Origin of the sequence: Bradyrhizobium sp. UFLA03-84 (genome assembly GCF_002289535.1) — a bacterium.
In the GTDB taxonomy this organism is placed as follows: Bacteria; Pseudomonadota; Alphaproteobacteria; order Rhizobiales; family Xanthobacteraceae; genus Bradyrhizobium; species Bradyrhizobium viridifuturi.
Window position 1 is genome coordinate 118,311 of sequence record NZ_NSJY01000014.1, and the last position, 23,948, is coordinate 142,258.

Annotated in this window: 17 protein-coding genes; 11 read left to right on the forward strand and 6 right to left on the reverse strand. The window is 63.5% G+C overall.

Annotation, left to right across the window (positions count from 1 at the left end):
- Positions 1-7 precede the first annotated feature (7 nt).
- From CK489_RS22290 to CK489_RS22315, 6 genes are all read left to right on the forward strand, one after another.
- Entirely contained in the window at positions 8-2,242 is a 2,235-nt protein-coding gene (locus CK489_RS22290; RefSeq protein WP_095733815.1) for a peptidase domain-containing ABC transporter, read from the forward strand.
- Positions 2,232-3,578, forward strand: a complete 1,347-nt coding sequence (locus CK489_RS22295; RefSeq protein WP_095733816.1) for an HlyD family type I secretion periplasmic adaptor subunit — start codon at positions 2,232-2,234, stop codon at positions 3,576-3,578. Before CK489_RS22290 ends, CK489_RS22295 begins: the two co-directional genes overlap by 11 nt.
- Positions 3,575-5,611, forward strand: coding sequence for a tetratricopeptide repeat protein (locus CK489_RS22300; RefSeq protein WP_095733817.1), 2,037 nt, complete (start codon positions 3,575-3,577; stop codon positions 5,609-5,611). Before CK489_RS22295 ends, CK489_RS22300 begins: the two co-directional genes overlap by 4 nt.
- Before the next feature lie 328 nt (positions 5,612-5,939).
- Positions 5,940-8,147, forward strand: a complete 2,208-nt coding sequence (locus CK489_RS22305) for a glycosyltransferase WbsX family protein (protein ID WP_050630273.1) — start codon at positions 5,940-5,942, stop codon at positions 8,145-8,147.
- Between the two features lie 11 nt (positions 8,148-8,158).
- Positions 8,159-9,082, forward strand: coding sequence for a glycosyltransferase family 2 protein (locus CK489_RS22310; protein ID WP_095733818.1), 924 nt, complete (start codon positions 8,159-8,161; stop codon positions 9,080-9,082).
- 329 nt (positions 9,083-9,411) lie between these two features.
- Entirely contained in the window at positions 9,412-10,656 is a 1,245-nt protein-coding gene (locus CK489_RS22315) for a glycosyltransferase family 92 protein (RefSeq protein ID WP_095733819.1), read from the forward strand.
- Positions 10,657-10,789: 133 nt separating this feature from the next.
- On the opposite strand, the gene CK489_RS22320 is transcribed toward CK489_RS22315, so the two are convergent.
- From CK489_RS22320 to rfbA, 3 genes are read right to left on the reverse strand one after another with little or no spacing between them, the layout of a single operon-like run.
- On the reverse strand, positions 10,790-11,497 hold the full coding sequence (locus CK489_RS22320; protein ID WP_245350469.1) for a hypothetical protein: 708 nt from the start codon (positions 11,495-11,497) through the stop codon (positions 10,790-10,792).
- A 22-nt stretch (positions 11,498-11,519) separates the two neighbouring features.
- A complete protein-coding gene (rfbB, locus tag CK489_RS22325) occupies positions 11,520-12,587 on the reverse strand; it encodes a dTDP-glucose 4,6-dehydratase (protein WP_095733821.1) in 1,068 nt (355 codons plus the stop codon).
- Positions 12,577-13,488, reverse strand: a complete 912-nt coding sequence (gene rfbA / locus CK489_RS22330; RefSeq protein ID WP_050630279.1) for a glucose-1-phosphate thymidylyltransferase RfbA — start codon at positions 13,486-13,488, stop codon at positions 12,577-12,579. Before rfbA ends, rfbB begins: the two co-directional genes overlap by 11 nt.
- Positions 13,489-13,597: 109 nt before the next feature.
- Here rfbA and rfbC point away from each other — a divergent pair, with 109 nt between their 5' ends.
- Positions 13,598-14,152 carry a dTDP-4-dehydrorhamnose 3,5-epimerase gene (gene rfbC, locus CK489_RS22335; RefSeq protein WP_095733822.1) on the forward strand — a complete coding sequence of 185 codons (555 nt, stop codon included), beginning with the start codon at positions 13,598-13,600 and terminating at the stop codon, positions 14,150-14,152.
- Entirely contained in the window at positions 14,152-15,063 is a 912-nt protein-coding gene (gene rfbD, locus CK489_RS22340) for a dTDP-4-dehydrorhamnose reductase (protein ID WP_095733823.1), read from the forward strand. The genes rfbC and rfbD overlap by 1 nt, the downstream gene beginning before the upstream one ends.
- 115 nt (positions 15,064-15,178) lie before the next feature.
- Here the strand turns inward: rfbD and CK489_RS22345 are convergent, their stop codons facing one another.
- A complete protein-coding gene (locus CK489_RS22345) occupies positions 15,179-16,486 on the reverse strand; it encodes a UDP-glucose dehydrogenase family protein (protein WP_050630282.1) in 1,308 nt (435 codons plus the stop codon).
- Positions 16,487-16,713: 227 nt separating this feature from the next.
- On the opposite strand from CK489_RS22345, the gene CK489_RS22350 reads away from it, so the two are divergent.
- A complete protein-coding gene (locus tag CK489_RS22350) occupies positions 16,714-19,053 on the forward strand; it encodes a glycosyltransferase family 2 protein (RefSeq protein ID WP_095733824.1) in 2,340 nt (779 codons plus the stop codon).
- On the opposite strand, the gene CK489_RS22355 is transcribed toward CK489_RS22350, so the two are convergent.
- Positions 18,994-20,982: a glycosyltransferase family 2 protein gene (locus tag CK489_RS22355; protein ID WP_158226481.1), complete on the reverse strand. Its 1,989-nt coding sequence runs from the start codon at positions 20,980-20,982 to the stop codon at positions 18,994-18,996. The genes CK489_RS22350 and CK489_RS22355 overlap by 60 nt on opposite strands.
- A 42-nt stretch (positions 20,983-21,024) precedes the next feature.
- On the opposite strand from CK489_RS22355, the gene CK489_RS41440 reads away from it, so the two are divergent.
- The gene (locus CK489_RS41440) at positions 21,025-21,594 is read left to right on the forward strand and encodes a hypothetical protein (RefSeq protein WP_158226482.1); all 570 of its coding nucleotides are present in this window, start codon (positions 21,025-21,027) and stop codon (positions 21,592-21,594) included.
- Here CK489_RS41440 and CK489_RS22360 read toward each other — a convergent pair.
- A complete protein-coding gene (locus CK489_RS22360; RefSeq protein ID WP_245350470.1) occupies positions 21,578-22,501 on the reverse strand; it encodes a hypothetical protein in 924 nt (307 codons plus the stop codon). The two genes, CK489_RS41440 and CK489_RS22360, sit on opposite strands and share 17 nt — an antisense overlap.
- A gap of 197 nt (positions 22,502-22,698) precedes the next feature.
- Between CK489_RS22360 and CK489_RS22365 the strand changes: the two genes are divergently transcribed.
- Positions 22,699-23,934, forward strand: coding sequence for a glycosyltransferase family 4 protein (locus tag CK489_RS22365; RefSeq protein WP_095733826.1), 1,236 nt, complete (start codon positions 22,699-22,701; stop codon positions 23,932-23,934).
- Positions 23,935-23,948: the final 14 nt, after the last annotated feature.

Sequence of the window (23,948 nt, forward strand, 5' to 3'; positions counted from 1 at the left end):
GGCATTCATGACCAAACACCTCTCGCTCGTCGGCGCACCTTCGGTGGAGGGACTCCCACCCTCGGGCCTCGCGTGTCTCGTCATCGTCGCAAGACAGCATGGTTTGCACCTGACCCCGACCCAGCTGATCCAGGACAATCTGCTGGGCGAGCAGGAAGTTACGCTCCCCGAGCTGCTGAAATGCGCGAATTCCTCGGGGATGACGGCGAAGGCGGTCACGCTGGACTGGAAGGGGCTCAGCCATTTGAAGCGGGCGCTGCCCGCGATCGTCCGCCTGCGCGACGGCAGCCACATGGTGCTGCTGCGCCTCGAGGGCGATGAAGACAGCACCCGGGTGGTGCTGCAGGACCCGAACGCGAGCGAGGATGCGCTGCTCGTGATCGATCAGCCGCGCTTCGAGGACATCTGGTCGGGCGACGTCGTCATTGCCAAGCGCGACTACGAGATCTCGGACGAGACTCAGCCGTTCAGCTTCGGTTTCGTCACTGCCTTGCTGTTCCGCGAACGGCGCATCCTGCGCGACGTCGCGATCGCGGCGCTGATCCTCGGCTTCATGGGCCTCGCGCCGATCATGTTCTGGCGGCTGCTCTCGGACAAGGTCATCTTCTACAAGGCCTACAACACGTTCTACGTGCTGTGCATTGCGATGTTCGTGGTCATCATGTTCGAGGCCGCGTTCTCTTTCCTGAGGCAGTATCTGGTGCAGCGCCTGACGGCACGCATCGACGTCAAGCTGTCGACCTATGTGTTCGAGAAGGTGCTCAATCTGCCGATCGATTACTTCGAGCAGAATCCGGTCGGCCTGATTTCGCGGGATATTCGCGAAGTGTTCCGAATTCGCGGCTTTCTGACCGGACAGCTGTTCGGGACCATCCTCGATTCGACGACGTTGTTCTTCTTCCTGCCCGTCATGTTCTTCTTCAGCCCGATCATGACGCTGATGGTTCTTGCCTTTGCCGGAATGATCGTAACCTGGCTGATCCTGATGCTGCCCGCCTACCGGAAGAAATCCTCGGCTACTCTGGCGGCTGAAGGCGTGCAGGGAGCGTTTCTGATCCAGAGTCTGAACGGCATGCGGACCATCAAGTCGCTGGCGCTGGACACGCGGCAGCGCCACATGTGGGATGTGCTGGTGGCGCGCGTCGCCAAGGCTCGCCTTGCGGAAGGCATGACCGGAACCGCCATTCAGACGGTGGTGAAGCCGTTGGAACGGCTGGCAGTGAGTGCTCCCTATGCGTTCGGTGTCTACCTCGCCGTGTCCAGCGGCGATCCAGTCTACGTTGGAGCGCTGTTCGCGTTTCTGATGCTGTCGCAACGCGTTGCCGGCCCGCTGATGCAGATGGCCCAGCTCATCAACCAGTATGACGAAGCGCGCACCGCGGTCACGATCGTCGGCAGGCTGGTCAATCAGCCGCCCGAGGAGGGACGTTCCGGCCATGGTGTTCGGGTCCCCTTGAAGGGGCATATCGAATTCTCCGGCGTCACGTTCAAGTACAAGGGCGCGGTGTCGCCGGCGCTGAACAGCATCTCTTTCGAGATTCCGCTCGGCACGACGCTCGGCGTGATGGGCAAGAGCGGCTCCGGCAAGACCACGATCACGCGGCTGTTGCAGCGCCTGCACTCCGACTACGGTGGTCTGATCAAGGTCGACGGTGTCGATGTTCGCGAATACGATGTCGACCATCTCCGGCGCAATGTGGGTGTGGTGCTGCAGGAGAACTTCCTGTTCAGCGGCACGATCCGCGAGAATATTGCGGCCGCCAAGCCCGATGCGACCTTCGACGATGTCGTCAGGGCCGCGCGACTGGCCGGCGCCGAGGAGTTCATCGACAAGCTGCCGCGCGGCTACGAGACCTATATCTACGAGGGATCGACCAATCTTTCCGGCGGCCAGCGTCAGCGCCTCGCGATCGCGCGGGCACTGATCGTCAATCCGCCGATCCTGATCCTGGACGAGGCGACCAGCGCGCTCGATGCGGAGAGCGAGACGATCGTCAACGCGAACATTTCGCGGATCGCGCACGGCCGCACGCTGATCATCATCTCGCACCGTCTGTCGTCGCTGACGAAGGCCGATGCGATCCTCGTGCTCAACCGCGGCGTGGTCAACGATATCGGACGTCACGAAGAGCTTCTGGAACGCAACGACATCTATAGCTCGCTCTGGTTCCAGCAGAATACGCATCTTGTGCCGACGGGCCGCACCGAGAAGAACTTCAGGAGTCCGACCCTTGTCTCCTAATCAAGCTTCACTCGCGACCGTTCGCCAGTTCCAGTCCGAAACCGATGCCATCCGCGAGGCGCCCGAGCCGCTGCTGGCCCGCGCGACGCTGTTCGTCCTGTCGGCGTTCATGGTAGCCGTCGTGGCGATCATGTGCTTCACCCGCGTCGATCGGGTGATCACGAGCGTGGGCGGCAGGATCGTCCCGGTCGATCAGATCAACGTGCTGCAGGCGCTGGATGCCTCGATCATCAAGACGATCGATGTGCGGGAAGGTCAGCAGGTCGAGACCGGGCAACTGCTTGCGACGCTTGACTCGACCTTCACCGCGGCCGATGTGACGCAGTACAAGCTGCAGATTGCAAGCCTCGAAGCGCAGGTCGCGCGGGACGAGGCCGAACTGGCCGGAAAGGTGTTGTCGTTCGGGCAATCCTCGGATCAGGATGTCACCAGGTACAATGCCTTACAGAAGGCGCTCTACGACCAGCGCGTTGCCCAGTACAACGCACAGGTCAACAGCTACGACTCCAAGATCAGCCAGACCGAGGCGACGATCCAGAAGTCGAAGAAGGACGACGAGCGCTACAGCCAGCGTGCCGAGATCGCCGGCAAGATCGAGGACATGCGCTCGACGCTGGCCGAAAGCGGCAGTGGATCCAAGCTGAACCTGTATTTGTCGCAGGACAACCGCCTGGAGCTGTTGCGCCAGATCGACAATACGCACAACACCTTGCTGGAGGCGCAGCACCAGCTGGACTCGCTGAAGGCGGATCGCAAGGCTTTCACCGAGCAATGGTATGCGCAGTTGAGCCAGGATCTGGTCACCACGCGCAACAATCTGGATACGGCCCGCTCACAGTATGACAAGGCGATCAAGCATCAGGACCTGGTCCGCTGGACCGCAGCCGAACCCTCGGTCGTGCTGACCCTCGCCAAGCTCTCGGTCGGATCGGTACTGAAGCCGGGCGATCCCTTCATCACGCTGATGCCGCTCAAGACGCGGCTCGAAGCCGAGATCCAGATCCTGTCGCGCGACGTCGGCTTCGTCCGGCCGAACGATCCATGCACGATGAAGATCGATGCGTTCAACGCGGCCGAGCACGGTACGGCGCAAGGCAAGATTCGCTGGATCAGCGAAGGCGCCTTCACCACCGATGATGACGGAAAGCCCGTCGATGCCTACTACAAGGCACGATGCTCGGTCGACGAGACCAACTTCAAGGATGTTCCGAAGAATTTCCGCCTCATCCCCGGCATGACGCTGCAAGGCGATGTCAATGTCGGCACCCGTTCGGTCGCGATGTATCTGCTCGGCGGCATGCTGCGCAGCGCAAAAGAAGCAATGCGCGAGCCATGACGGTGTTGACGCGATCCCTTCTCGACCTGCTCAAGCCCGGGTCGTCCCGTTCGGAGGCTACGCAGTTCGAACGGGGACTGGAGGCGTATGAGAACCGGCAGTATCTGGAGGCATTGCGCTTCTGGAGGCTGGCGTCGCGGGCCGGCAATCCGGAGGCGGATTACCGGATCGGGTTGCTCTATGCGAGGAACGAGGGCGTTATCGGCAACATTCCGGATGCGGTCGCGTGGTATGAACGCGCCGCCCTGAATGGACATACCGAAGCGCAATTCCAGCTCGGCCTGATCTACTTCCACGGGGTCAAGGCGTCCGTTGGACCGAACAAGCCCGAGATGTGGCGGCAGTCGACCGCGGCGCGGCTCGGCGACAAGGCGACAAATCTCCACGATCTCGTGTTCCCGTACGGAATCGGCGTGGCCAGGGACCTTGACGCCGCCTTCCTCTGGATGTCGGTGGCGGCGGAGGCCGGCAAGGCGGACGCGCAGGCGATCCTCGGCGACATGTACGCCAACGGGCACGGCTGCACCAAGGATCACGCTGCTGCCCTGCGCTGGTACGAGGCAGCGGCCGAGCAGAAGGCGGCAGCCGGTGAATTCGCGCTCGGCGACGTGCACTATCAGGGGCGCGGCGTTCCCGTCGATTTTGCGCAGGCCGCGATCTGGTATCACAAGGCGGCGGAGCAGGGCCATGTGCGCGCGCAGGTTGCGCTCGCGTTCATGTGCCTCAAGGGCACCGGGCTTCCCGCAAATGTCGAGGAAGCCGCACGGCTATTCCAGAGCGCGGCTGCGCATGACGATGCCATTGCGCTGTACAACATCGCGCTGTTGCGGCTGAGCGGCAAAGGGGTCGCCAAGGATCTCGACAAGGCCGAGACCGCGTTGCGCAAGGCCGCACGCAAGGATTACCTGCCGGCGATCCAGGGGCTGGCTGAGTTCTATGCGCTCGGCACGTCGGCCGAGCCGGATCTGCGCGAGGCGGCATATTGGTACGAGAAGGCGGCTGAGCGCGGCGACGTGCAGGCGCAGTTCTTCACCGGGCGCTTCTATGCCACCGGCACCGGCGTTCCGCCCAGCATCCGCCAGGCGGCGAAATGGTTCGAGCGTGCGGCCGAGAGCGGTCACGCGACCGCGGCCCACAACATCGCGGTGTTCTATCTCAACGGCAACGGCGTGACGCGCGATGTCGCGACCGCGATCAAGTGGTTCGAGCGTGCGTCCGAGGGAGGCATCAGCGCCGCGGGCGTGCAGCTCGGCCGGCTCTACTCGGCGGGCAACGGCGTGCCGCGCGATCAGGCGCGCGCAGCGGAATGGCTCAGCAAGGCGGCCAATGGCGGCGATGCCGATGCAAAGATCGCCTATGCCGTGTTTCTGATCCAGGAAGAGCCGTCCGAAGCGCGCCTTGCGCAAGCACGTACGCTGCTGACCGATGCCGCCGAGGGCGGTCATTCCGCGGCGGCATTTCAACTCGGCGGGCTTCACATGGGAAGGTCCGGCGGGGCCGTCGATCTTCCGGCTGCGGCGCAATGGTTCAAGCGCGCGGCAAGCGCGGGCCATGTCGAGGCGCAGCACACGTTGGCGCTGCTGTATTCCGATCCGAAAAGCGGCCTCAAGGATCCGCAGGCCGCCGCCGGCTGGATCGTCAAGGCCGCCGATGGCGGCAACGCCGCAGCACAGTTCAAGCTTGCCGTCATGTATTGCACCGGGCAGGGCGTCGAACAGGACCTTGCCCGGGGCGTCACGTGGTACGAGGCCGCGGCGCGCCAGGGCCACACCACGGCGCAATACAACCTTGCGGTGATGCTCGGGCGCGGACAGGGCCGCGAGGCTGATCCGGCGAAGGCGGCCGAATGGTTCGCGGCAGCCGCGGAGCACGGCATGGTCGAAGCCCAGCTCGCCATCGGTGACGCGTTGCGAGCCGGTAACGGCGTCGCGCAGGATCGCGATCAAGCGGTGCGTTGGTATCGAAAGGCCGCGCAGCAGAACAACGAAGGTGCGCTACGTCGTCTGCAGGCGATGGGCGAGAGCGTTGGCTGAGACTGTTGGATGCGGACATCTCGTCGCACGCAGCCTACGGCAGAGACGCGCGGCCTTGTTCTTGGGCGCGAAGGTACAGAAGCGTGCACCTCCGCGTGACAATTGAGGCAGAACTAACAATGGCTTTCATATCGACGACAGAGAGATTGCGTTAATGTGGGTTCGCGGAATAAATGCTCATTGCACCTCTGGTTGTGAAGATGAACGATAAGAACCAAGAGGTCATGATCACAGGCGTGTCAGGCAGCGTGATCTCGGGATCGAGCGTCCGCGTGACCGGGAAAGAAACTGGAGCCGGCGTCAAGCGTTGGCAGGAGATTGAGTGGCAATGAACAAGATGGTCGATCGGAGCGTCAGGGATACGAAGGATATGTTGCCCGTTGCCAGCCCGGTTCAGCAGGACGACCATCCGCAGAGCCTGTTCCTGGATCCTGATATCAGCGATCTCCAGTCGGGATCGCGGCTGCGCGGCGCGATCCTTGAATATTCGGGGCGAGGGATCTCCGGCTGGATCGTCGATGCCCAGTCGCCCGCGGCAACCGTTTCGATCGCGCTCTTCATCGCGTCCCACTGTGTCGAAGAGGGACGCACGGGCCGATCCATGCCGGCCCGCATCGGTCCGCGCAGCGTGATCGGGCGTCCCGGGTTCCGGATCGATCTGTCGACGCCGGGCGTCCGCCGTCGCCTGGCGCGGGCCCTGCGAAACACGCTGGTTGAGCCCAAGCAGGCGCAGATCTATCTCCGCATCAGCCTGAGCGATGGCGAGTATTACGAGATCCCGCTGTTCGAGAACTTCACGCCGAGCGAAGTGGTCGTTGCGCTCGGCTTCTCGGTCGAAGACTACGACGATCTGCTGTTTCCGAGCACCGACAACCTAAGCGTTGCGGGACCGGCGGACGCCTCCACCAAGGAGGTGCGCTACATTTGTTTCTATCTGCCGCAATTCCATTCATTTGAAGAAAATGACCGGTGGTGGGGACCAGGGTTCACCGAGTGGACCAATGTCGCGCGCATGCGCGCGCAGTTTCCGTCGCATGAATCGCCGTGGCTGCCGGCCGATCTCGGATTCTACGACGTCCGGCTGCCGGAGACGCGCCGGCAGCAGGGCGACCTCGCGCGCAAGTACGGCATCGATGGATTCTGCTACTACGTGTATTGGTTCCAGGGGCGCAGGCTGCTGGAAAAGCCGCTTCAGCTGCTGCTCGAGGACGGCGAGCCCAACCTGCCGTTCTGCATTTGCTGGGCCAACGAGAATTGGTCGCGCCGGTGGGACGGCTCGGATGCCGAGCTGCTGCTGGGGCAGAATCACTCGCTGGACGACGATGTCCGCTTCATCGACGACATGGCCGACCTGCTGCTCGACGAGCGCTATATCACGGTCGATGGTCGAAAGGTCATTGTCATCTACCGGCCGTCATTGTTGCCGGACAAGCAGCGCCTGTTCGAGATCTGGCGCGAGAGAGCCCGGGAGCTCGGCATTGGCGAGCTTCTCATTTGCAATGCGATGACTTTCGGCGAGTTCGATCCGCGCGACGTCAATTGCGATGCGGCCATCGAGTTTCCGCCGCACACGGTTTCGACGCGGGAAGTGCCGCCGACCGAAGTCGATGCTCCGGCGACCTTCGCCGGCAAGGTGTACGACTACGTCGATGCCATGCGATCGTCGATCGGCAAGACCTACGACTTCCCGTTCTTTCCTGCGGTCATGCCGCGTTGGGACAATACGCCGCGCAAGGGACCGCGCGGTCACGTCTTCACGCGGTCCAGCCCGGAGGCGTTCGAGGTCTGGCTTCGCGACGCCACCCTGCGGGCCAAGGGCAACAGCTTCTCCGAGTCGCTGGTGTTCATCAATTCCTGGAACGAGTGGGCGGAGGGCGCTCATCTCGAGCCGGATTCCCGTCATGGACGCGCATTCCTCGAGGTTGTGCGCAGGGTTGCGTCCGCCGAGCCGATTTCGGCGCAGATCAGAAACAGCCCGGATCTGCTGGATTGCCTGAGCAGGCAGGAGCTCGAGTGGGCGGTGAAGGAAGCCTCGACGCATGTCGAGGTGCTCGCAAGCCTGCATCGGTCGGGCCTCACTCATTCGGGGGTGCAGCGCCTGAGAAGCGGCACGCCGGTCGAGGCGGAAGGCGCGTCCGACAATCCGGCCGGTTCGTTGCTGGTCATCGAGAACATCAATTCCCAGACCGGCGAGCGGGTGATCGTTGATCCGCGCTTTGAGATTCTGGTGCGGGGCTGGATTTGCGCGGGCAACGCCTTCGAGGCAAGCAGACAGAGAACGGGATTCCTGGTGCTGTCGGGGCTTGCCGCGCAAGGCGCGATCAACGGCGGCTACTGCCTGATCGTCGACTGGCACGAGCGCGTGGACGTGAAGGAATACATGAAGGCCGAGAGCAAGGATTGCTATTTCGGCTTCCAGCTGTCGTTCTCGATCCGGGATTTGCCGGATGGCGAGTATCAGCTCGCGGTGCTGGAGGTCGGCGACGGCGCCAGCGCCCTGGTGCGGTCGCGCCATTCGATCATCGTGAGACGTTGAGGTCGCCGCCGATGCTCGCAAGTGTCGTCATCGCGTGCTACAAGCACGAACAGTATCTCGAGGAATGCCTCGAGACCGTCTATCAGCAGACGTTTGCCGATATCGAGCTCGTCATTGTCGACGATCATTCGCCGGACAAGAGCTTTGACGTCGCGCAGAAGGTCATCAAGAAGCGTTCGTTCGGAAAGCGCTTCGTGTCGTGCAAGCTGCTCAAGAATCCGCAAAATCTCGGCGCGCACTATACCTGGAACAGGGCGTTGTCGCTGACGACGGGCGACATGATCTTCCTCTTGAACTCGGACGATGCGTTCTCAAAGGACCGGGTTCGACTGTTCGCCGACAAGCATGGCCATGAACGGTTGTTCTTCGGCTTCTCTGCCGTCGAACCGATCGACGAATATGGAAAGTCGATCGGCAACTACCAGTTTCCGACGCGCCTGCGCTACGCGATCGACCGGGCGCAGATTGCCGGCGCGCCGCTGTCGTGGACATTTCTGGATTCGCAGATCGCGGCGTCGACCGGAAACTTCGTGTTCAGCCGCGAATTGCTGCGGCAGGTGGGCTGGCTCGCCGACCTCAAATACTGCCATGACTGGGACTTCGCGCTGCGCGCCGTCACCAAGGTCGAGCCGACCTATCTGGAGGCCGACCGCTATCTTTACCGGCTGCACTCCACCAACAGCTTCCGGAGCCTGAGCAAGGTGGCGGAGAGCGAAACGAAGGCGTGCATGGTGTCGTATTGCCTGAATGCCATCTCGAGGCGACCGCAAAACAAGACCTGTCTCAGCCCGTCGAATTTCGGCGATTCATTCTATGACTTCGTGAAGCTGCACCCGAACTTCAATTATTGGGTGAAGCAGATCTACGCGCCCTATCATGTCGAACACCGGACGGTGGAATCGAACGATCGCACCAGGCCGATCCGTTGGCGCTGATCCCGGCGGGCAGGGCTTGCCTGCTCCGTTTTGAGAATATCGGAACCGGGGCTTGATCGAGGTTTCCGGCGCGGCTCCCTTGCGCCGGAACACGTCGCGCGCGAAAGCAGCAAAGGTCGTTCCCGTCCTGTGCGACGGTTTCGTGCAAATGACGGCGAGCCCGTCTGCTCTATTGTATTGATTTTCCTCGAAATAACCTTACAACAGTTAAATGTGAGCACTGCGTGTTATAGCCTTATTCTTGTAGGATAAGTGCGCTAATAGGGAATTCGTGGTGCGAACCAATGGTAATTGCTTGTTGATCTCGTGGGGAGCGGCTCAGGTTGGACATGGAAATTCCTGCATTGTCTAGTTTCAGCTCAGGCGTGAATCTCGATACGCTTCCAGCAAGTGAGATCGAGACAAGGCTTCGAGATTTCTTTTCCGGGCGGATCGCAAATCCGAAGCCCGACGAACTCATCCAGTCGGTCGAGCAGTTGGAGCAGCAGTACGGCCGCTACAAGGAATTCCAGTTTGCAAAGGCCGCAGCGCTTGTGCAGGCCTGTGATTTCGCCGGGGCGCGTGCAATCCTGCTCGACCTCGTCAAGCAGATGCCGTCCGACTCGCGGGTGTTGCATCGTCTTGCGATTGCGGATCTCAACATGGGCGCTGCCCATGAAGCGCAGGACGTCTATTTGTCCGCGCTCGCGGCGGCGCCGAAAAGTGAGAACCTCCGGCGAGAGTTCGCCGGCCTCCTGCGCGTGATGGAGGCGAAGAAGCTCTATGTCGGGATCGATCGGAAGAAGCACGGCCTGGCCGCGGTGTGCGCCATCAAGAATGAAGGCGACGATCTGTTGGAATGGCTGCACTTCCACAGACTGGTCGGCTTTGATCACTTCTACCTCTACGACAACGGCAGCACCGACAATACGCGCGCCGTGATCGAGTCCTTTCCGTGGCCCGAAATGATCACCTATCATTTCGTGGAGGGTGAATTCGGCCAAATGCGCGCCTTCTCGCATGCGATCGACACCTATCGCAATTGTGCGGAATGGTGCGCCTTCATCGATGCCGACGAGTATCTGTTTCCGACGCAGGCCGGCAACATCAAGGACGTGCTGGCCGAACTCGGCCCGGCGCCGGCGGTGGCGGTGCATTGGTTGAACTTCGGCTCGAACGGTCACGAGGCGCGGCCGGCCGGCCTGTGCATCGAGTCCTTCACGCGCCGCGCTCCGGACGACTTCCCGGATCACTTCATCATGAAGTCGATCGTGCGGCCGGACACCATCGTGTCCTATCTGCATCCTCATCAATCGCTTGTGCTGGGCTGCTACGTCCAGGAAGACGGCACGCCGGTATTCCCGATCGGCGGGCGTTGCACGGCGCCCAAGCGAAGCAAGCTCGTCATCAATCACTTCTATACGAAGTCCCGCGAGCAATTGCTGAAGAAGCGTGAGCGCGGCCGGCCGCTCGCCGACGGCGATCCTGAGAAGATCCGCGCGATGGAGTTCTTCACGTTGCGGGATCGCAACGATGTCGAAGACGCAACGATCCAGCGGTTTCTTCCGGAGCTGAAGAAGCTGATCCAGGGCTGAGCCCGGCGGGCAGCGATTTCCTCACCGAGGCAGGGCGGGCCAGGCGGCGCGCCCGATCGAGCAATCACGCAGCTTGCGTGATTGCTGATCGCAGCGGCGATCGACGGCAGAGGCCTCTGGCGGCGCCGGCCGGTTACAGCGGCTCCAGCCGGTATTTCGCAAGCAAGGCCTGTGCGGCATCGACGTCGATCCTGGCCGGCCTCTGGAAGATCGACATGTTGTTGGCGCGCGCGATTTCCCGCGCGACCGTCCGCACCGAATGGTAGTGGGGGCGGTTCTCGAAGTCGTGGATCGCGATGAAGGCCCCCGGAGCACCGTGCAGCACGCACTGCACGAAGCTTGCCACGCGAAACCGGCCGTCGATGAAATAGAGGTCGGCCGTCTTGCTTTCCGGACGCTCCCAGACACGCTCGTGATATTCGGGCCAGGAGCTTTCCTTCTCCTTCTCCACCGGATAACCCCACTCGCGCAGCTTGCCGATGTCGACGTGCAGCAGCAGCGGCCTGGTGCTCGCATCGCGCGTGGCGTCGCCGACATTGTTGAGCCATTCCAGGGAGGAATCGATCGAGATGACCCACTCCTTCCTGGTTTGACAGGCGAGCCAGGTGCTACCTCCCGAGCCGAATTCCAGATATCGCTGCGAGAGATCCACGAAGCTTTTGAACAGTGTCAGTTCCTGACCGTCCATTGCGATTTTCATGGCGGGACCCCGTGGTTTCTCGATTTGTTGTCTGTTGGATGGCTGCCAATCCACCGGCGGCAGGCGGTCGCGGCTGGTCAAGTCGCGATGAGATCCGGTTGAATCATCATCGCGCTTCTCGGCTTCCTGCGGGCTGTCCACGCCGGTGGCTTGGAGACGGCGGCTACTGGTTCAGGCCGACGCGCTCGACCTTGTAGCCGCGCTCCAGGATCGCGCGCCACCAGGGTTGCTCGTCGACATACCAGCGCACCGTCTTGGAGATGCCGGTTTCGAAATTCTCCTCGGCGCGCCAGCCGAGCTCGGTTTCGAGCTTGGTCGCGTCGATCGCGTAGCGGCGGTCGTGGCCGGGACGGTCGGCGACGAAGTTGATCAGCTGGCGCCGCGGGCCCGCCGCACCGGGCACGACCTCGTCGAGCAGGTCGCAGATGCTTTCCACGACGTGCAGATTGGTGCGCTCGTTGCGGCCGCCGACATTGTAGGTTTCGCCGACCTCGCCGCGCTCCAGCACCAGGGTCAGCGCCTTGGCGTGATCCTCGACGAACAGCCAGTCGCGGATGTTCTGGCCGTCGCCATAGACCGGCAGCGGCTCGCCGGCGAGCCCCTTGATGATCATGTGCGGGATCAGTTTCTCCGGGAAATGATAGGGGCCGTAATTGTTGGAGCAGTTGGTCACCAGGGTCGGCAACTCGTAGGTCTCGCGCCAGGCGCGCACCAGATGATCCGACGACGCCTTGCTGGCCGAATAGGGCGAGTTCGGCGCATAAGCCGTGGTCTCGGTGAACAGCCCCTCGTCGCCGAGCGAGCCGAACACCTCGTCGGTCGAGATATGAAGGAAGCGGAACGCGTCGCGCTTCTCGGGCGACAGCGTTCGCCAGTGCCGCAGCGTCTCCTGCAGGATGGTGAAAGTGCCGACGATGTTGGTCTGGATGAATTCGCCGGGGCCGTCGATCGAGCGGTCGACGTGGCTTTCCGCGGCAAGATTCATCACCGCATCGGGCTGGTATTTCTCGAACAGCCGGCGCAGCACCTGTCCCTCGCAGATGCAGGCCTTCTCGAAGGTGTAGTTCAGGCTCTCGCTCGAGCCGGGCAGGGAGGCGAGGTTCGCCGCATAGGTCAGCTTGTCGATGTTGACGACGCGGGCGTGGGTGTCGCGCAGCAGGTGACGGACCACGGCGGAGCCGATGAAGCCGGCGCCGCCGGTGACGAAGATCGTCGATCCCTTAAACCGCATGTTTGAATACCTCGGCTGTGCGGGGCTGACCCTGGAACGAACGGTACACCGACAGCAGATACTCGCCGTAGCTGCTCTTTGCGGTCTTCTGCGCCACCCGCGCGAAGGCTTCGAGCGAGATGTAGCCCTGGCGCAGCGCGATCTCCTCGGGGCAGGCGATGCGCAGGCCCTGGCGCTGTTCCAGGATCTGGACGAAATGGCTGGCCTCGACCAGCGAGGAGTGGGTGCCGGTGTCGAGCCAGGCGAAGCCGCGGCCGAGCACCTCGACATAGAGGTCGCCGCGCTCGAGATAGGCCTTGTTGACGTCGGTGATCTCGATCTCGCCGCGCGGCGACGGCTTGATGCCGGCGGCGATGTCGACCACGTCGTTGTCGTAGAAATAGAGGCCGGTGACGGCGACGTTGGACTTCGGCCGCTTCGGCTTCTCCTCGATCGACAGCGCCCGGCCGGTGCCGTCGAGCTCGATCACGCCATACTGCTCCGGCGCGTTCACGACGTAGCCGAACACCGTGGCGCCCTTCTTGCGGACCGAGGCGGCCGACAGCATGCTCGGCAGGCCGTGGCCGTAGAAAATGTTATCACCTAACACAAGGGCGACGGAGTCATCACCGATGAACTCGCGGCCGACGATGAAGGCGTCGGCAAGACCCCGCGGAGTCTCCTGCGTGGCATAGGCGAACCGGACACCCATCTCGCTGCCGTCGCCGAGCAGCCGCTGGAACAGCGGCTTGTCCTGCGGCGTCGAGATGATCAGAATATCGCGGATTCCGCCGAGCATCAGCGTCGACAGCGGATAGTAGATCATCGGCTTGTCGAAGACAGGCAGCAGCTGCTTGGAGACGACGGTGGTCACGGGGTAGAGGCGCGAGCCGGTGCCACCGGCAAGGATAATGCCTTTCATGGTCCCTCACAATTTGACTATCAAAACATAACATATAGCGTGCGCCGCACAAGTTTGTTATGAGGGGGAAATTAACATTTCTGGCACAGCAAACTGGAACAAATGTTAAATGAACGTCATCAAGACCGAGCTTCCTGAAGTCCTGATCGTCGAGCCGAAGCTGTTCGGCGACCAGCGCGGCTTCTTCCTCGAGACCTACCAGGCGCCGCGTTATGTCGAGCACGGCATCACGCGCCCCTTCGTGCAGGACAACATGTCCCGCTCGGCCTATGGCGTGCTGCGCGGGCTGCATCTGCAGAACCCGCTCACCCAGGGCAAGCTCGTGACCGTGTTGCGCGGCAACGTGCTGGACGTTGCCGTCGACGTGCGTGTCGGCAGCCCGAACTTCGGCAAGCATGTCGCGGTCGAATTGAGCGAGGACAACCGCCGGCAATTATGGGTGCCGCGCGGGTTTGCCCACGGCTTCGTGGTGCTCTCGGAAACTGCCGACTTCTTCTACAAATGCGACGACTTCTACAGCCCCAAGGACGAGCTCTCGATCCGCTGGAACGATCCCGCGATCGGGATCAAATGGGGCGTCGACAAGCCACAGCTGTCGGCCAAGGACGCGGATGCGCCGTTGCTCGCCGACGCCAGCAATCTTCCCAGCTATGGACAAATCTGATGCGGATCTTGTTGACGGGAACGCGCGGCCAGGTTGGCAGTGCACTCAAGCCGCTGCTGGAAAGTCACGGCACCATCATCGCGCCGCCGACCGCGGAGTTCGATCTGTCGAAGCCGGAGATGGTGACGGCCGAGCTTGAAAGGCTGAAGCCCGATCTCATCATCAATCCGGCTGCGTACACGGCGGTCGACCGTGCCGAGGACGAGCGCGAGCTGGCCTTCCTGATCAACGCCAGGGGGCCCGAAGCGCTCGCGAAATGGGCTGCAGCAAATCGTGTGCCCCTGGTGCATTTCTCGACCGACTACGTCTTCAATGGTTCGGGCGACCGGTCGTGGCGCGAGGACAGTCTGACCGAACCGTTGTCGGCCTACGGCGCGAGCAAGCTTGCCGGCGATGTCGCGATCCAGGCGGCGGGCGGGGCGCATCTCATCGCGCGCACCTCATGGGTCTATGCCGCAAAGGGCACCAATTTCCTGCGCACCATCGCGCGGCTTGCCGGCGAGCGTAAGGAGCTGCGGATCGTGGCCGATCAGATCGGCGCGCCGACAACGGCGCAAGCGATCGCCAGTGCCGTCGCCGGCATCGTGTTGCCGAACATCACCACGCTGCACGATCAGCTGATGCGCAGGGGCGGCGTCGTCAATCTCGTTTGTGCCGGCGAAACCAGCTGGCATGGTTTTGCCACTGCCATCGTCGGCGGGCTGCGGTCGCGGGGCGTCACGCTCGCCGTCGACAGCATCGTTCCGATCGCAACGGCCGATTTCCCGACCAAGGCGGTGCGCCCCGGCAATTCACGGCTGGATCTGACGAGGCTGAAGGCGCAGTTCGGGGTCGCGATGCCGACCTGGCAGGAGGCGCTTGCGCGCGAGCTCGACGCCTATGTCCAGCTCGGCGCACCCGCCCACGCCTAGCGCATCCTCGGGCGAACTGGATAGCGGTTCGCGAGGAGACCGCATCAGATAAAAATGAGCCCCGTTCCGATTGAATCGGAACGGGGCTCCGGGATCGAGCTGTGGCGATCGCCGCTCAGCGCGGCCGGCCGATGCTCTCGTAGGTGAAGCCGTGCGCGGCCATCTCGTCCGGACGGTAGATGTTGCGCAGGTCGACGACGACCGGGTGCTTCATCTCCTGCTTGATGCGCTTGAGATCGAGCGCGCGGAACTGGCGCCACTCGGTCACGATGACCAGCGCATCCGCCTGGCGCGCACATTCATAGGCGTCCGCGCTGTACTCGATCTCCGGCAATTCCTTGCGCGCCTGCTCCATGCCGATGGGGTCGTAGGCCCGAACCTTGGCCCCGAAGTCGATCAGGCCGTTGATCAGCGGGATCGAGGGCGCTTCGCGCATGTCGTCGGTATCGGGCTTGAAGGTCAGGCCAAGCACGCCGATCGTCTTGCCGCGCAGCTCGCCGCCGAGCACGTTGGCGACCTTGCGCGCCATCGCGCGCTTGCGGTTGTCGTTGGCGGTCAGCGTCGCTTCGACGATTTTCAGCTGCACGTCGTGATCGAGCGCCGTCTTGAACAAGGCGCGGGTGTCCTTCGGGAAGCAGGAGCCGCCATAACCCGCGCCGGCATGCAGGAACTTGGTGCCGATCCGGTTGTCGAGCCCGATGCCGCGCGCGACCTCCTGCACGTTGGCCCCGACCTTTTCGGAGAGATCGGCGATCTCGTTGATGAAGGTGATCTTGGTGGCAAGGAAGGCATTTGCGGCGTATTTGATCAGTTCCGCCGTGCGCCGCGCGGTATAGAGGATCGGCGCCTGGTTCAGGTACAGCGGACGATAGACTTCGCCCATCACCTTCTTGGCGCGGTCGTCCTCGGTGCCGACGACGATCCGGTCGGGATGGCGGAAATCCTGGATCGCGGCGCCTTCGCGCAGGAATTCGGGGTTCGACGCAACCGCGAAATCGGCGTTCGGACTGGTCTCGCGGATCAGGCGTTCGACCTCGTCGCCGGTGCCCACCGGCACGGTCGACTTCGTCACCACCACGGTGAACTTCTTGAGCGCGGCGCCGATCTCCTTGGCGGCTGCATAGACGTAGCTCAGATCTGCATGGCCGTCGCCGCGCCGCGACGGCGTTCCAACCGCGATGAACACGGCATCGGCGTCACCCACGGCTCCGGCGAGCTCCGTCGTGAAGGTCAGCCGTCCGGCGGCGGCGTTGGTCTCGACGAGCTTATCGAGGTCAGTTTCGTAGATCGGGATCTTGCCGCGCTTCAGGGCTTCGATCTTGCCGGCGTCCTTGTCGACGCAAACGACCTGATGGCCGAAGTCGGCAAAACACGCTCCGGATACGAGACCTACATATCCCGTTCCAACCATTGCAATCTTCATGAATCCGCTCGTCGATCAGTGTGGAGAGGAGGAGTTAGCACTAGCACAATTGGCGCCGCTAACGCCAAGTTTTATAACGCATAGTTTGTGTTGGAGCTCGGCGGCTTTTTGTGCAAACGGTGATTGCCTCAGTGCAGTTGAGTGCGCGCTAGTCACCTTGGACGCGCCATGGACACATTCTCAACTTGAAATCGACCGACAATCGAGCCGCCGTTTGAGGGGTGGACATGAGCACGAAGACGATTGGCAAGCAGGGGCCCTCAGGAGCTGACTACGCGTCGTTGCAAACGCAATTCTCCAGATACGATCGCACGACGTTTTCTGGATTTGTTTACGACCGCGCCGATCTCGGCCGGCGCTACACCGTCGAGCTGCTCGTCGACGGCGAGCCATACATGTCATCATTGTGTGACGAGTTTGTAACAGAGCTCGCCGACGCCGGAATCGGCGATGGACGATTTGGATTTACCTTCAACGTGCAGGATGAGGTCGGCGCGAGCGCCGCAATCATCGAGGCGCGGCTGGCCAATATCGGAGGTGTCGTCGGTGCTCCGATTCGCTGCGATGTCGCAGCACCGGACGCGCAGTGGCACCGGATCGGCGAGATCAAATGGGCCGGTGGCCTGCGCTTCGAGGGCTGGCTTGCGCAGGACCTCGACGAAGACATCGAAATCCTGATCGCGGAGCGCCCGGTGATGACCGTGAAGCCGACCGGGTGGACCAACGTCGCGCGGGGCGGCGAGTTCGGCGTCGGCCGCCGGATCGATTTTCATCTGCCCGAGCATTTTGCCGACGGCCGCGTGCGCGGGCTGTCGGCACGGACGGTGACCGGACGGAGCGTGGTCTCGGAGCCGATCGCATTCGTCGCGTTCGAGCGCGGATTGGAGCAGACCATCGCGGAGCTCGGACGCTGGGACAGCGAGCGGTTGCGCGGACAATTGTTCGATCAGATGCTGCCGGCTTCGGTACCGTTTCACACCTATCGCAGCTGGAAGGAACGCTTCGCGCCGGCGATGGAGTCTGACGTTCAATCCGAGGCCGCGGTCGTCCTGATCGGCGAGGCCAGGGTGGACGAAAGCATCGAGAGCCTCGAAGCGCAGCGGCGTGCGGCCTGGTCGGCGGTGTGCCTGCCGACGCGCGGGTTCAGCCGGTTCGATCCGACGGCTGCGCTCGAGTTTATCGACGGCGATGCAGCCAACAGCGCATTCTTCGTGTTCTGCCTGAGCGGGACGATCCTCGCTGAAGATGCCTTGCAGCGCTTCGCCGAAGTGCTTGCTTCCGAACCCGGCTGCGATCTCGTCTATGGCGACGTCGAAGTCGCCGCGGGTGCCGGAGCCGTCTGGCCGCTGGCGTTTTCGGCATTCGATCTCGAACGTGCGCTCGAGCAGGGCTATGGGGCGTATTGCTTTGCGGTACGCCGCGAACGCGCCGTGGAGGCGCTGCGATCGGCGGCGTCGCTCTACGACATCTTCCTGTCCTGCGCGGAGCGGGAGCGAACCTATCATCTGCCGGGATCGGTTGCGGCGCTGCCGGGAATTGATGCGTCGGTCGCGACCGCCGAGCTTGCCGCCGCGAGCGAGGCGTATTTCGCGAGGGCCGGCGTCGAGGCGCATGTCGAGCCGCGGCCGGCGGGTCTGCTTCCCGCCGTGCGGGTCAAGCGTGCCGTCGACTGGAATGAGCGCACCACCATCATCATCCCGACCAGGAATCGCGCCGAGCTTCTCAAGCGATGCATCGAAACCGTCCTGCCGGCCGCACATGAGACCAACGCCCGCATCCTCGTCGTCGACAACAACTCCAGCGAGCCTGACGCGTTGGATTATCTGGAGGGCCTGTCCGACGACGAGATCGACGTGATTTCGGTCGATGGACCGTTCAACTTCGCGGCCATCAACAACGCCGCCGTCGATTGCGTCGATACGGAGAACATCTGCTTCCTCAACAACGACATCGAGGCGCTCGATGACGGCTGGCTGGCGGAGATGCTGTGGCGGCTCGCCGCTCCCGACGTCGGAGCTGTCGGCGCCAAGCTGCTCTGGCCGAGCAGCGTCGTGCAGCATGGCGGGGTGGTGCTCGGCGCCAATTTTTCGGCTGCGCACGCCTTCAACGATCGGATGGATGGTGATCCCGGCTACGGCGATCTGCTCCAGGTCGGGCACGAATGTTCGGCGTTGACGGCCGCGTGCCTCTTGATGCGCAAGCGCGATTTCCTGGCCGTCGGCGGCATGGACGAGATCCGCTTTCCGATCAGCTTCAACGATATCGATCTGTGCCTGAAGCTGCGCCAGCTCGGGAAGCGGATCGTGTTCACGCCGGACGCAAAGCTCGTGCATCTGGAATCGGCCAGCCGGGGCCGCGATTCCGCGCCGGATCGCAAGGCGCGCTTTGGGCACGAACTGGCGATGCTGCGTGCGAAGTGGGGCGAGGTGCTGCTGGACGATCCCTATTACAGCCCGCTGCTGGGGCTGGATTCGACGCCGTTTTCGTCGCTCGCATGGCCGCCGCGGTCATGGAAGCCGCGCGCCAACCTCCCGCCTCAACCGACCGTGCCTCCGATCGGGATGTAGCAGCACGTCTTCGACTGCCCAGTCGCTTATGGCTGCAACCGCTTCGTCGGCATCGAGGCCCGGTTGCAGCTTCAGGTCGGCTGTTCGGCCGCGCGCCGCTGATGCCGGGGTCCATTCGGTCGTTGCGGCCGGCAATCCGGTTGCCAGCAGCGCGTCCACCAGCGGATGCCCGAATGCCGGTTCGCCGATGTCGAGAACCAGTTTCGTGATGCCGTGCGCTTCGATCAACGTCGCGACGTCCGCGACGCCGATTTCACCGGTGACCTCGACATTTGGGCGCTGCATCAGCTTGAGATCGTCGAGGGTGGTGCCCAGCACGATGATCGCGACGTCATCGTCGTCGGCTTCGGCCAGTTGATCGCTCAGCGCTCTCGCGAAACGAAACTCCGCCGCGCTGGCGTGCAGGGCGAGCAGGCCGAGACGGGCCGGGCCGCTCACGGCGCGCGGCGGCGCTCGCGGTACCAGCGGGGCGCTCAGCTTGGTCACTTGCAGGCTGAGAACCGCTTCGGAGAACGCGGCGCCATCTTCGCCGATCACCGTCACGCGTCGGGCCCGTTCGACAAGACCTGTCCAGTCCGGATGCACGCCCGATCCGGCCGCGGCGCGCATTGCAAGTCTGGTGTCGGTGACCAGGAGGTCGTAAGCGAAATGTTGCGTGAGTTGCGCCAGACATGCGCCGGGGATGCGGTCGGCCTCCGCAATCTCGAGCGCGCCGATCCGGAGATTGGTGAGGCATGTCAGAAGGGCTTCGCGGCCCTCGGGCGTCGCAACGTCGAGTGCGATCGACTGCGGAGCTCCGCCATCCGGGTCGAAGATCGACGCCAGTTGGCGCCCTCCCTCGGCGCGGAAGTGAACGACCAGACCGCGCTGGTCTTCCGCCGCCAATTGCTCGCACCGCCCGACGGCGATCTCCCGGCCAATCGGGGAGCCGCAGACGATGACGTGCGGCTCGGCGGCGGGCCGTTCGCCGGAGAGCAGTTTGAGCTCAAGCGCCGCGCGGCAATCGCGCAGCGGATCGGCGAGCAGGAACGCCGCGCACTCCGTCGCATAGCGCCGGTATCGGTGCTCCAGGACGCGAAGATTGCGCAGCACCAGGGAGCGCTTCTCGCCGAGAAACGAGCGCGAACCCTCGTGGCCGACAAAGACCGACGGGATGCACACGTTGCGGAAGCCTGCCTCCGCGGCGCGCAGGCAGAAGTCGACGTCTTCGAGATAGCCGCGATAGAAATCGTCGGAGAGTTCTTGCACGGCGTCGAGGCATTCGCGGGTGATGTAGAGGCAGAACCCGATGCCGTTGGGGATGTCGACGGCCATCCCGGAATTGGCTGTGCCGGCCAGTTCGTCGAGCAATTCCAGTTCGCCGGGCGAGGGCAGGGGATTGGAGCGGTTCGGGACCGGAAAGCTGGTGTATTCGCCGTTGTTCGAGAGCGGGGTCGCGGTGCCCACGCGCGGCGTCGATCGCACGGCGCTTCTCAGGCGTTGCAGCGCATATTTCGGCACGATCGTGTCCGAGTTCAGCAGCACGACGTCGCCGGCACCGGTCTCGCTAAGGGCCCGGTTGACCGCGCCGACAAAGCCGAGATTGTGCGCGTTGGTCAGCAGCCGGATGCGCAACTCCGCAGCCAGTTCGCCGAGCAGATGCTTGATGGCGGGTTCGGGCGAGGCGTCGTCGACGACGACGATGGTCGAGCCGGGCGTGCAGGCGACGGCCGTCAACGCGCTCTCGATGCAGGCACGTGTTGCGGCGAGATCCCGGTAAACCGGGATGATGATCGTGAGCGGGGGCGTTTCGCCGTTGCGCGCGCGGGGCGGCCGCTGTGGCGCGTTGCGGCGATCCGGCGCGCGGTTGGCCGGCAGCTGAATGCTGGCGATGATGTGGTCCGCCTGTGCGATCTCGAGGCGTTGCGAGGTCGCGGACGGCGGCCGCATCAGACGGAAGCTCGCAGCGCGTCGCCCGTTGAGCGCAAATCTGTGACGGGGATCGGCGGGAAGCTGGACCGTGCTGGATTGATCGGCTTGGGTCAGGGAAAGCTTTGGGTCGTCGGTGCCCCGCCACGTCACCCATCCCTTCACCTCCTCATCGAGGAAGTCGACACGGGCGCAGCTGTGCTGGCCGCGCTGCTCGAGCAGCAGCAGCGCGCTCCTGACCGAATCCGGATCGTCGTCGCGCCGCGCGATGCTTCGTGCGGCTTCGAGCTGCGGAAGACCGTCGCCCCAGGCCATCATTCGCCGCGCGGCGGCAAGATCATCAGGTTCGAGCTCGAGCGCCCGGGCGACGCCCGCGACGGCCGCATCCCTCAGATCGAGACGAAACAGCGCCTCCGCGCGCAGCAGATGGGCGCGGGCGCCCGGATGCGGCAGGATCCGGCAGCGGCGGTCGGCGAGCGCGAATGCGCGCCGGAAATCACGCGCCTCGAGCGCCCGGACAGCGGCGCGCTCGAGATCGACGTGGTGCAGCATTTTGGACGTAAAGGCGATGTTGCGCGCGTCGGCGGTCAAATGTCGCCCTTGTCTGCAGGCATGGTCAGCCCGCCGTCTTGACGGCGCTCTGCCGGCTCCGGAACACGCGCACCCGTCCATCGAGGCGCGGCGCTTCCTGGCGCGGCATCGGGGCGACGGGCTCGGTGCGCATCGGCTGCCGGGGCGCGAGGGGCGCCGCCTGCACGCGGTGCTCTTCGACGCTGAGCTTGAGGCCGACCAGCGGTTCCCGGCCCGAAGGGCCGGACACCACGATCCGGTTCCCGGTCACGCGCAGCGCCGGAGCGCCGAGGAAAATGGTCTCGGCCGCGATGGCGTAGCGGTCCGCGGCGGGGCCGGTGGCTTCCAGCGAGAACCCCGTGATCGCCAGCGCGCGTCCACGGGTTCCGGCAAAGGTTCCAAGTGGAACGAACTGGTTGTCGCCGCGCTGCGGCCTCGCGAACTTGACCGCATATTGCAGGTTGAGATCGTAGGGCTTGTTCGGCCAATCGAGGGAAATGCCCTCGATCCGGGCCGGCGCGGCCGGTCCGGCAATCCAGGTGTTCGGGCCGACCGTGACGTCGCCCAGGCCCGCGACATGCGCCAGCACCTTGAGATCGCTCGGCTCGTCAGGGCCGGCCTCGGGCTCGTACGTCTCGAATGGCTGGCCGGCGGGCTGGGCGGCCGGCTGTCCCTGGGTCAGCGGCTCGATCTTGATATTGGCGGCGGTCGACCCGCCGGCGCGTCCTGCCGTGACCTCGACGATCAGGCGGCTTGGCCGGGCGACCGACACGACCAGCGCGCTCTCGGGCGCGAACAGGGTTCCATTGGCCGCGTCCGGCCCGCTAATGATATTACAATTGTTAACACTGGCGCGATCCGCATAGACGCGCACCACCGGAGGTGATGTCTTGTCTTCGGCGCCATTATAGCGAACCAGGAAAAGACCTCGTGCCAGGTCAATGGTTTTCTGCTGAATCTGTTCGTTCATCGTCGCCTGCGAGCCTAACGGATGGGTCGATATGTCTCTCACACAGTGTGCCCCAAAAATCTGTGTGATAGAAGGGGGCTTAATGTTAATCCGGTGAGATAGTTTCGCACGTGCATATCGAAGACACCCTGCCGGTCACGGTATCGACCCTGACCCCAATCGAAGACCGCGCGGCCGGGGGGCGCGCCCGCCCGCCAATGAACGTCCTGTTCGTCCACAACAACTTTCCAGCCCAGTATCGCCACATTGCGCGTGCGCTTGCGGAGCGGCCCGGAAACAAGGTCGTCGCGGTCGGCTCATCGACCGCGAGCACGACGCGGGATATTCGGCTGCTCAAATATTCGACCACCAAGTCGGACTCCGCGATGGTGCATCCCTTTGCGCGCCGCTTCGACGTCGAGGCGCGCCGTGCCGAGGAGGTTCTGTATGCGCTGTCGTCGCTGTCGGGGCAGGGCTTCGTGCCCGACCTGATCTTCGCGCATCCCGGCTGGGGTGAGACGCTGCCGCTGCGCACGATGTTTCCGAAGGCGCGCATCATCCTCTATTGCGAGTTCTACTACGGCGCCGAGGGCAGGGACGTCGGCTTCGATCCCGAATTTCCCATGACCGGCCTCGACGGCAATGTCGCGCTTCATCTGAAGAATGCCACCACGCTGCTGGCGCTCACCGAGTGCGATACGGGCGTCTCGCCGACGCCATGGCAGAGGTCGACCTTTCCCCGCGAGTTTCAGAGCAAGATCGAGGTCATCCACGAGGGCGTCGACACCGACGAGGTGAAGCCCAACCCCGTCGCGCGGTTTCAGCTTCCGAACGGCACGACACTCTCGGCCGACGATGAAGTGATCACCTACGTCTCGCGCAACCTGGAGCCGGTGCGCGGATTCCATGTCTTCATGCGCTCGCTGCCGCGGATTCTTGCCGCGCGGCCCAATGCGCAGGTGGTGATCGTCGGCGGCAGCGGGACGTCCTACGGCGCGAACCCGCCGGAGGGTTCGAGCTGGAAGTCGATGTTCCTCGGCGAAGTCAGGTCGGATATCGATCTTCGCCGCGTGCATTTCCTCGGCCGAATTCCGCGGGAACCGTATCTCGAGCTGCTGCAGATCTCCTCGGTGCACGTCTACCTGACCTATCCCTTCGTGCTGTCATGGTCGCTGCTGGAGGCGATGAGCGCGGGATGTGCGGTGGTCGCGTCCGACACGGCGCCGCTGCGCGACATCATCTCGGATGGCAACGGCCTGCTGACGCCGTTTTTTGATGTTGATGCGTTGTCGCATCAGGTAATCTCGGTGCTGTCACGACCCAAGGCCTTCAAGAAGATGCGGATGAAGGCACGGAGCTTCGTGAGGGACAATTACGACGCGAAGCGGGTCTGTCTGCCCCGGATGCTGACGCTCGTTGATGAAGGTGTCCTCCCGCGCACGCACGGGGGATAACGCCAGGAGCTTGC

Coding starts and splice junctions, on each gene's coding strand:
- CK489_RS22365 (WP_095733826.1), top strand. CDS start 22,699: ATGAACGTCCTGTTCGTCCACAACAACTTTCCAGCCCAGTATCGCCAC.
- CK489_RS22345 (WP_050630282.1), bottom strand. CDS start 16,486: ATGAAGATTGCAATGGTTGGAACGGGATATGTAGGTCTCGTATCCGGA.
- CK489_RS22300 (WP_095733817.1), top strand. CDS start 3,575: ATGACGGTGTTGACGCGATCCCTTCTCGACCTGCTCAAGCCCGGGTCG.
- CK489_RS22315 (WP_095733819.1), top strand. CDS start 9,412: ATGGAAATTCCTGCATTGTCTAGTTTCAGCTCAGGCGTGAATCTCGAT.
- rfbB (WP_095733821.1), bottom strand. CDS start 12,587: ATGCGGTTTAAGGGATCGACGATCTTCGTCACCGGCGGCGCCGGCTTC.
- CK489_RS22305 (WP_050630273.1), top strand. CDS start 5,940: ATGAACAAGATGGTCGATCGGAGCGTCAGGGATACGAAGGATATGTTG.
- CK489_RS22290 (WP_095733815.1), top strand. CDS start 8: ATGACCAAACACCTCTCGCTCGTCGGCGCACCTTCGGTGGAGGGACTC.
- CK489_RS22310 (WP_095733818.1), top strand. CDS start 8,159: ATGCTCGCAAGTGTCGTCATCGCGTGCTACAAGCACGAACAGTATCTC.
- rfbD (WP_095733823.1), top strand. CDS start 14,152: ATGCGGATCTTGTTGACGGGAACGCGCGGCCAGGTTGGCAGTGCACTC.
- rfbA (WP_050630279.1), bottom strand. CDS start 13,488: ATGAAAGGCATTATCCTTGCCGGTGGCACCGGCTCGCGCCTCTACCCC.
- rfbC (WP_095733822.1), top strand. CDS start 13,598: ATGAACGTCATCAAGACCGAGCTTCCTGAAGTCCTGATCGTCGAGCCG.
- CK489_RS22355 (WP_158226481.1), bottom strand. CDS start 20,982: ATGCGGCCGCCGTCCGCGACCTCGCAACGCCTCGAGATCGCACAGGCG.
- CK489_RS22350 (WP_095733824.1), top strand. CDS start 16,714: ATGAGCACGAAGACGATTGGCAAGCAGGGGCCCTCAGGAGCTGACTAC.
- CK489_RS22360 (WP_245350470.1), bottom strand. CDS start 22,501: ATGAACGAACAGATTCAGCAGAAAACCATTGACCTGGCACGAGGTCTT.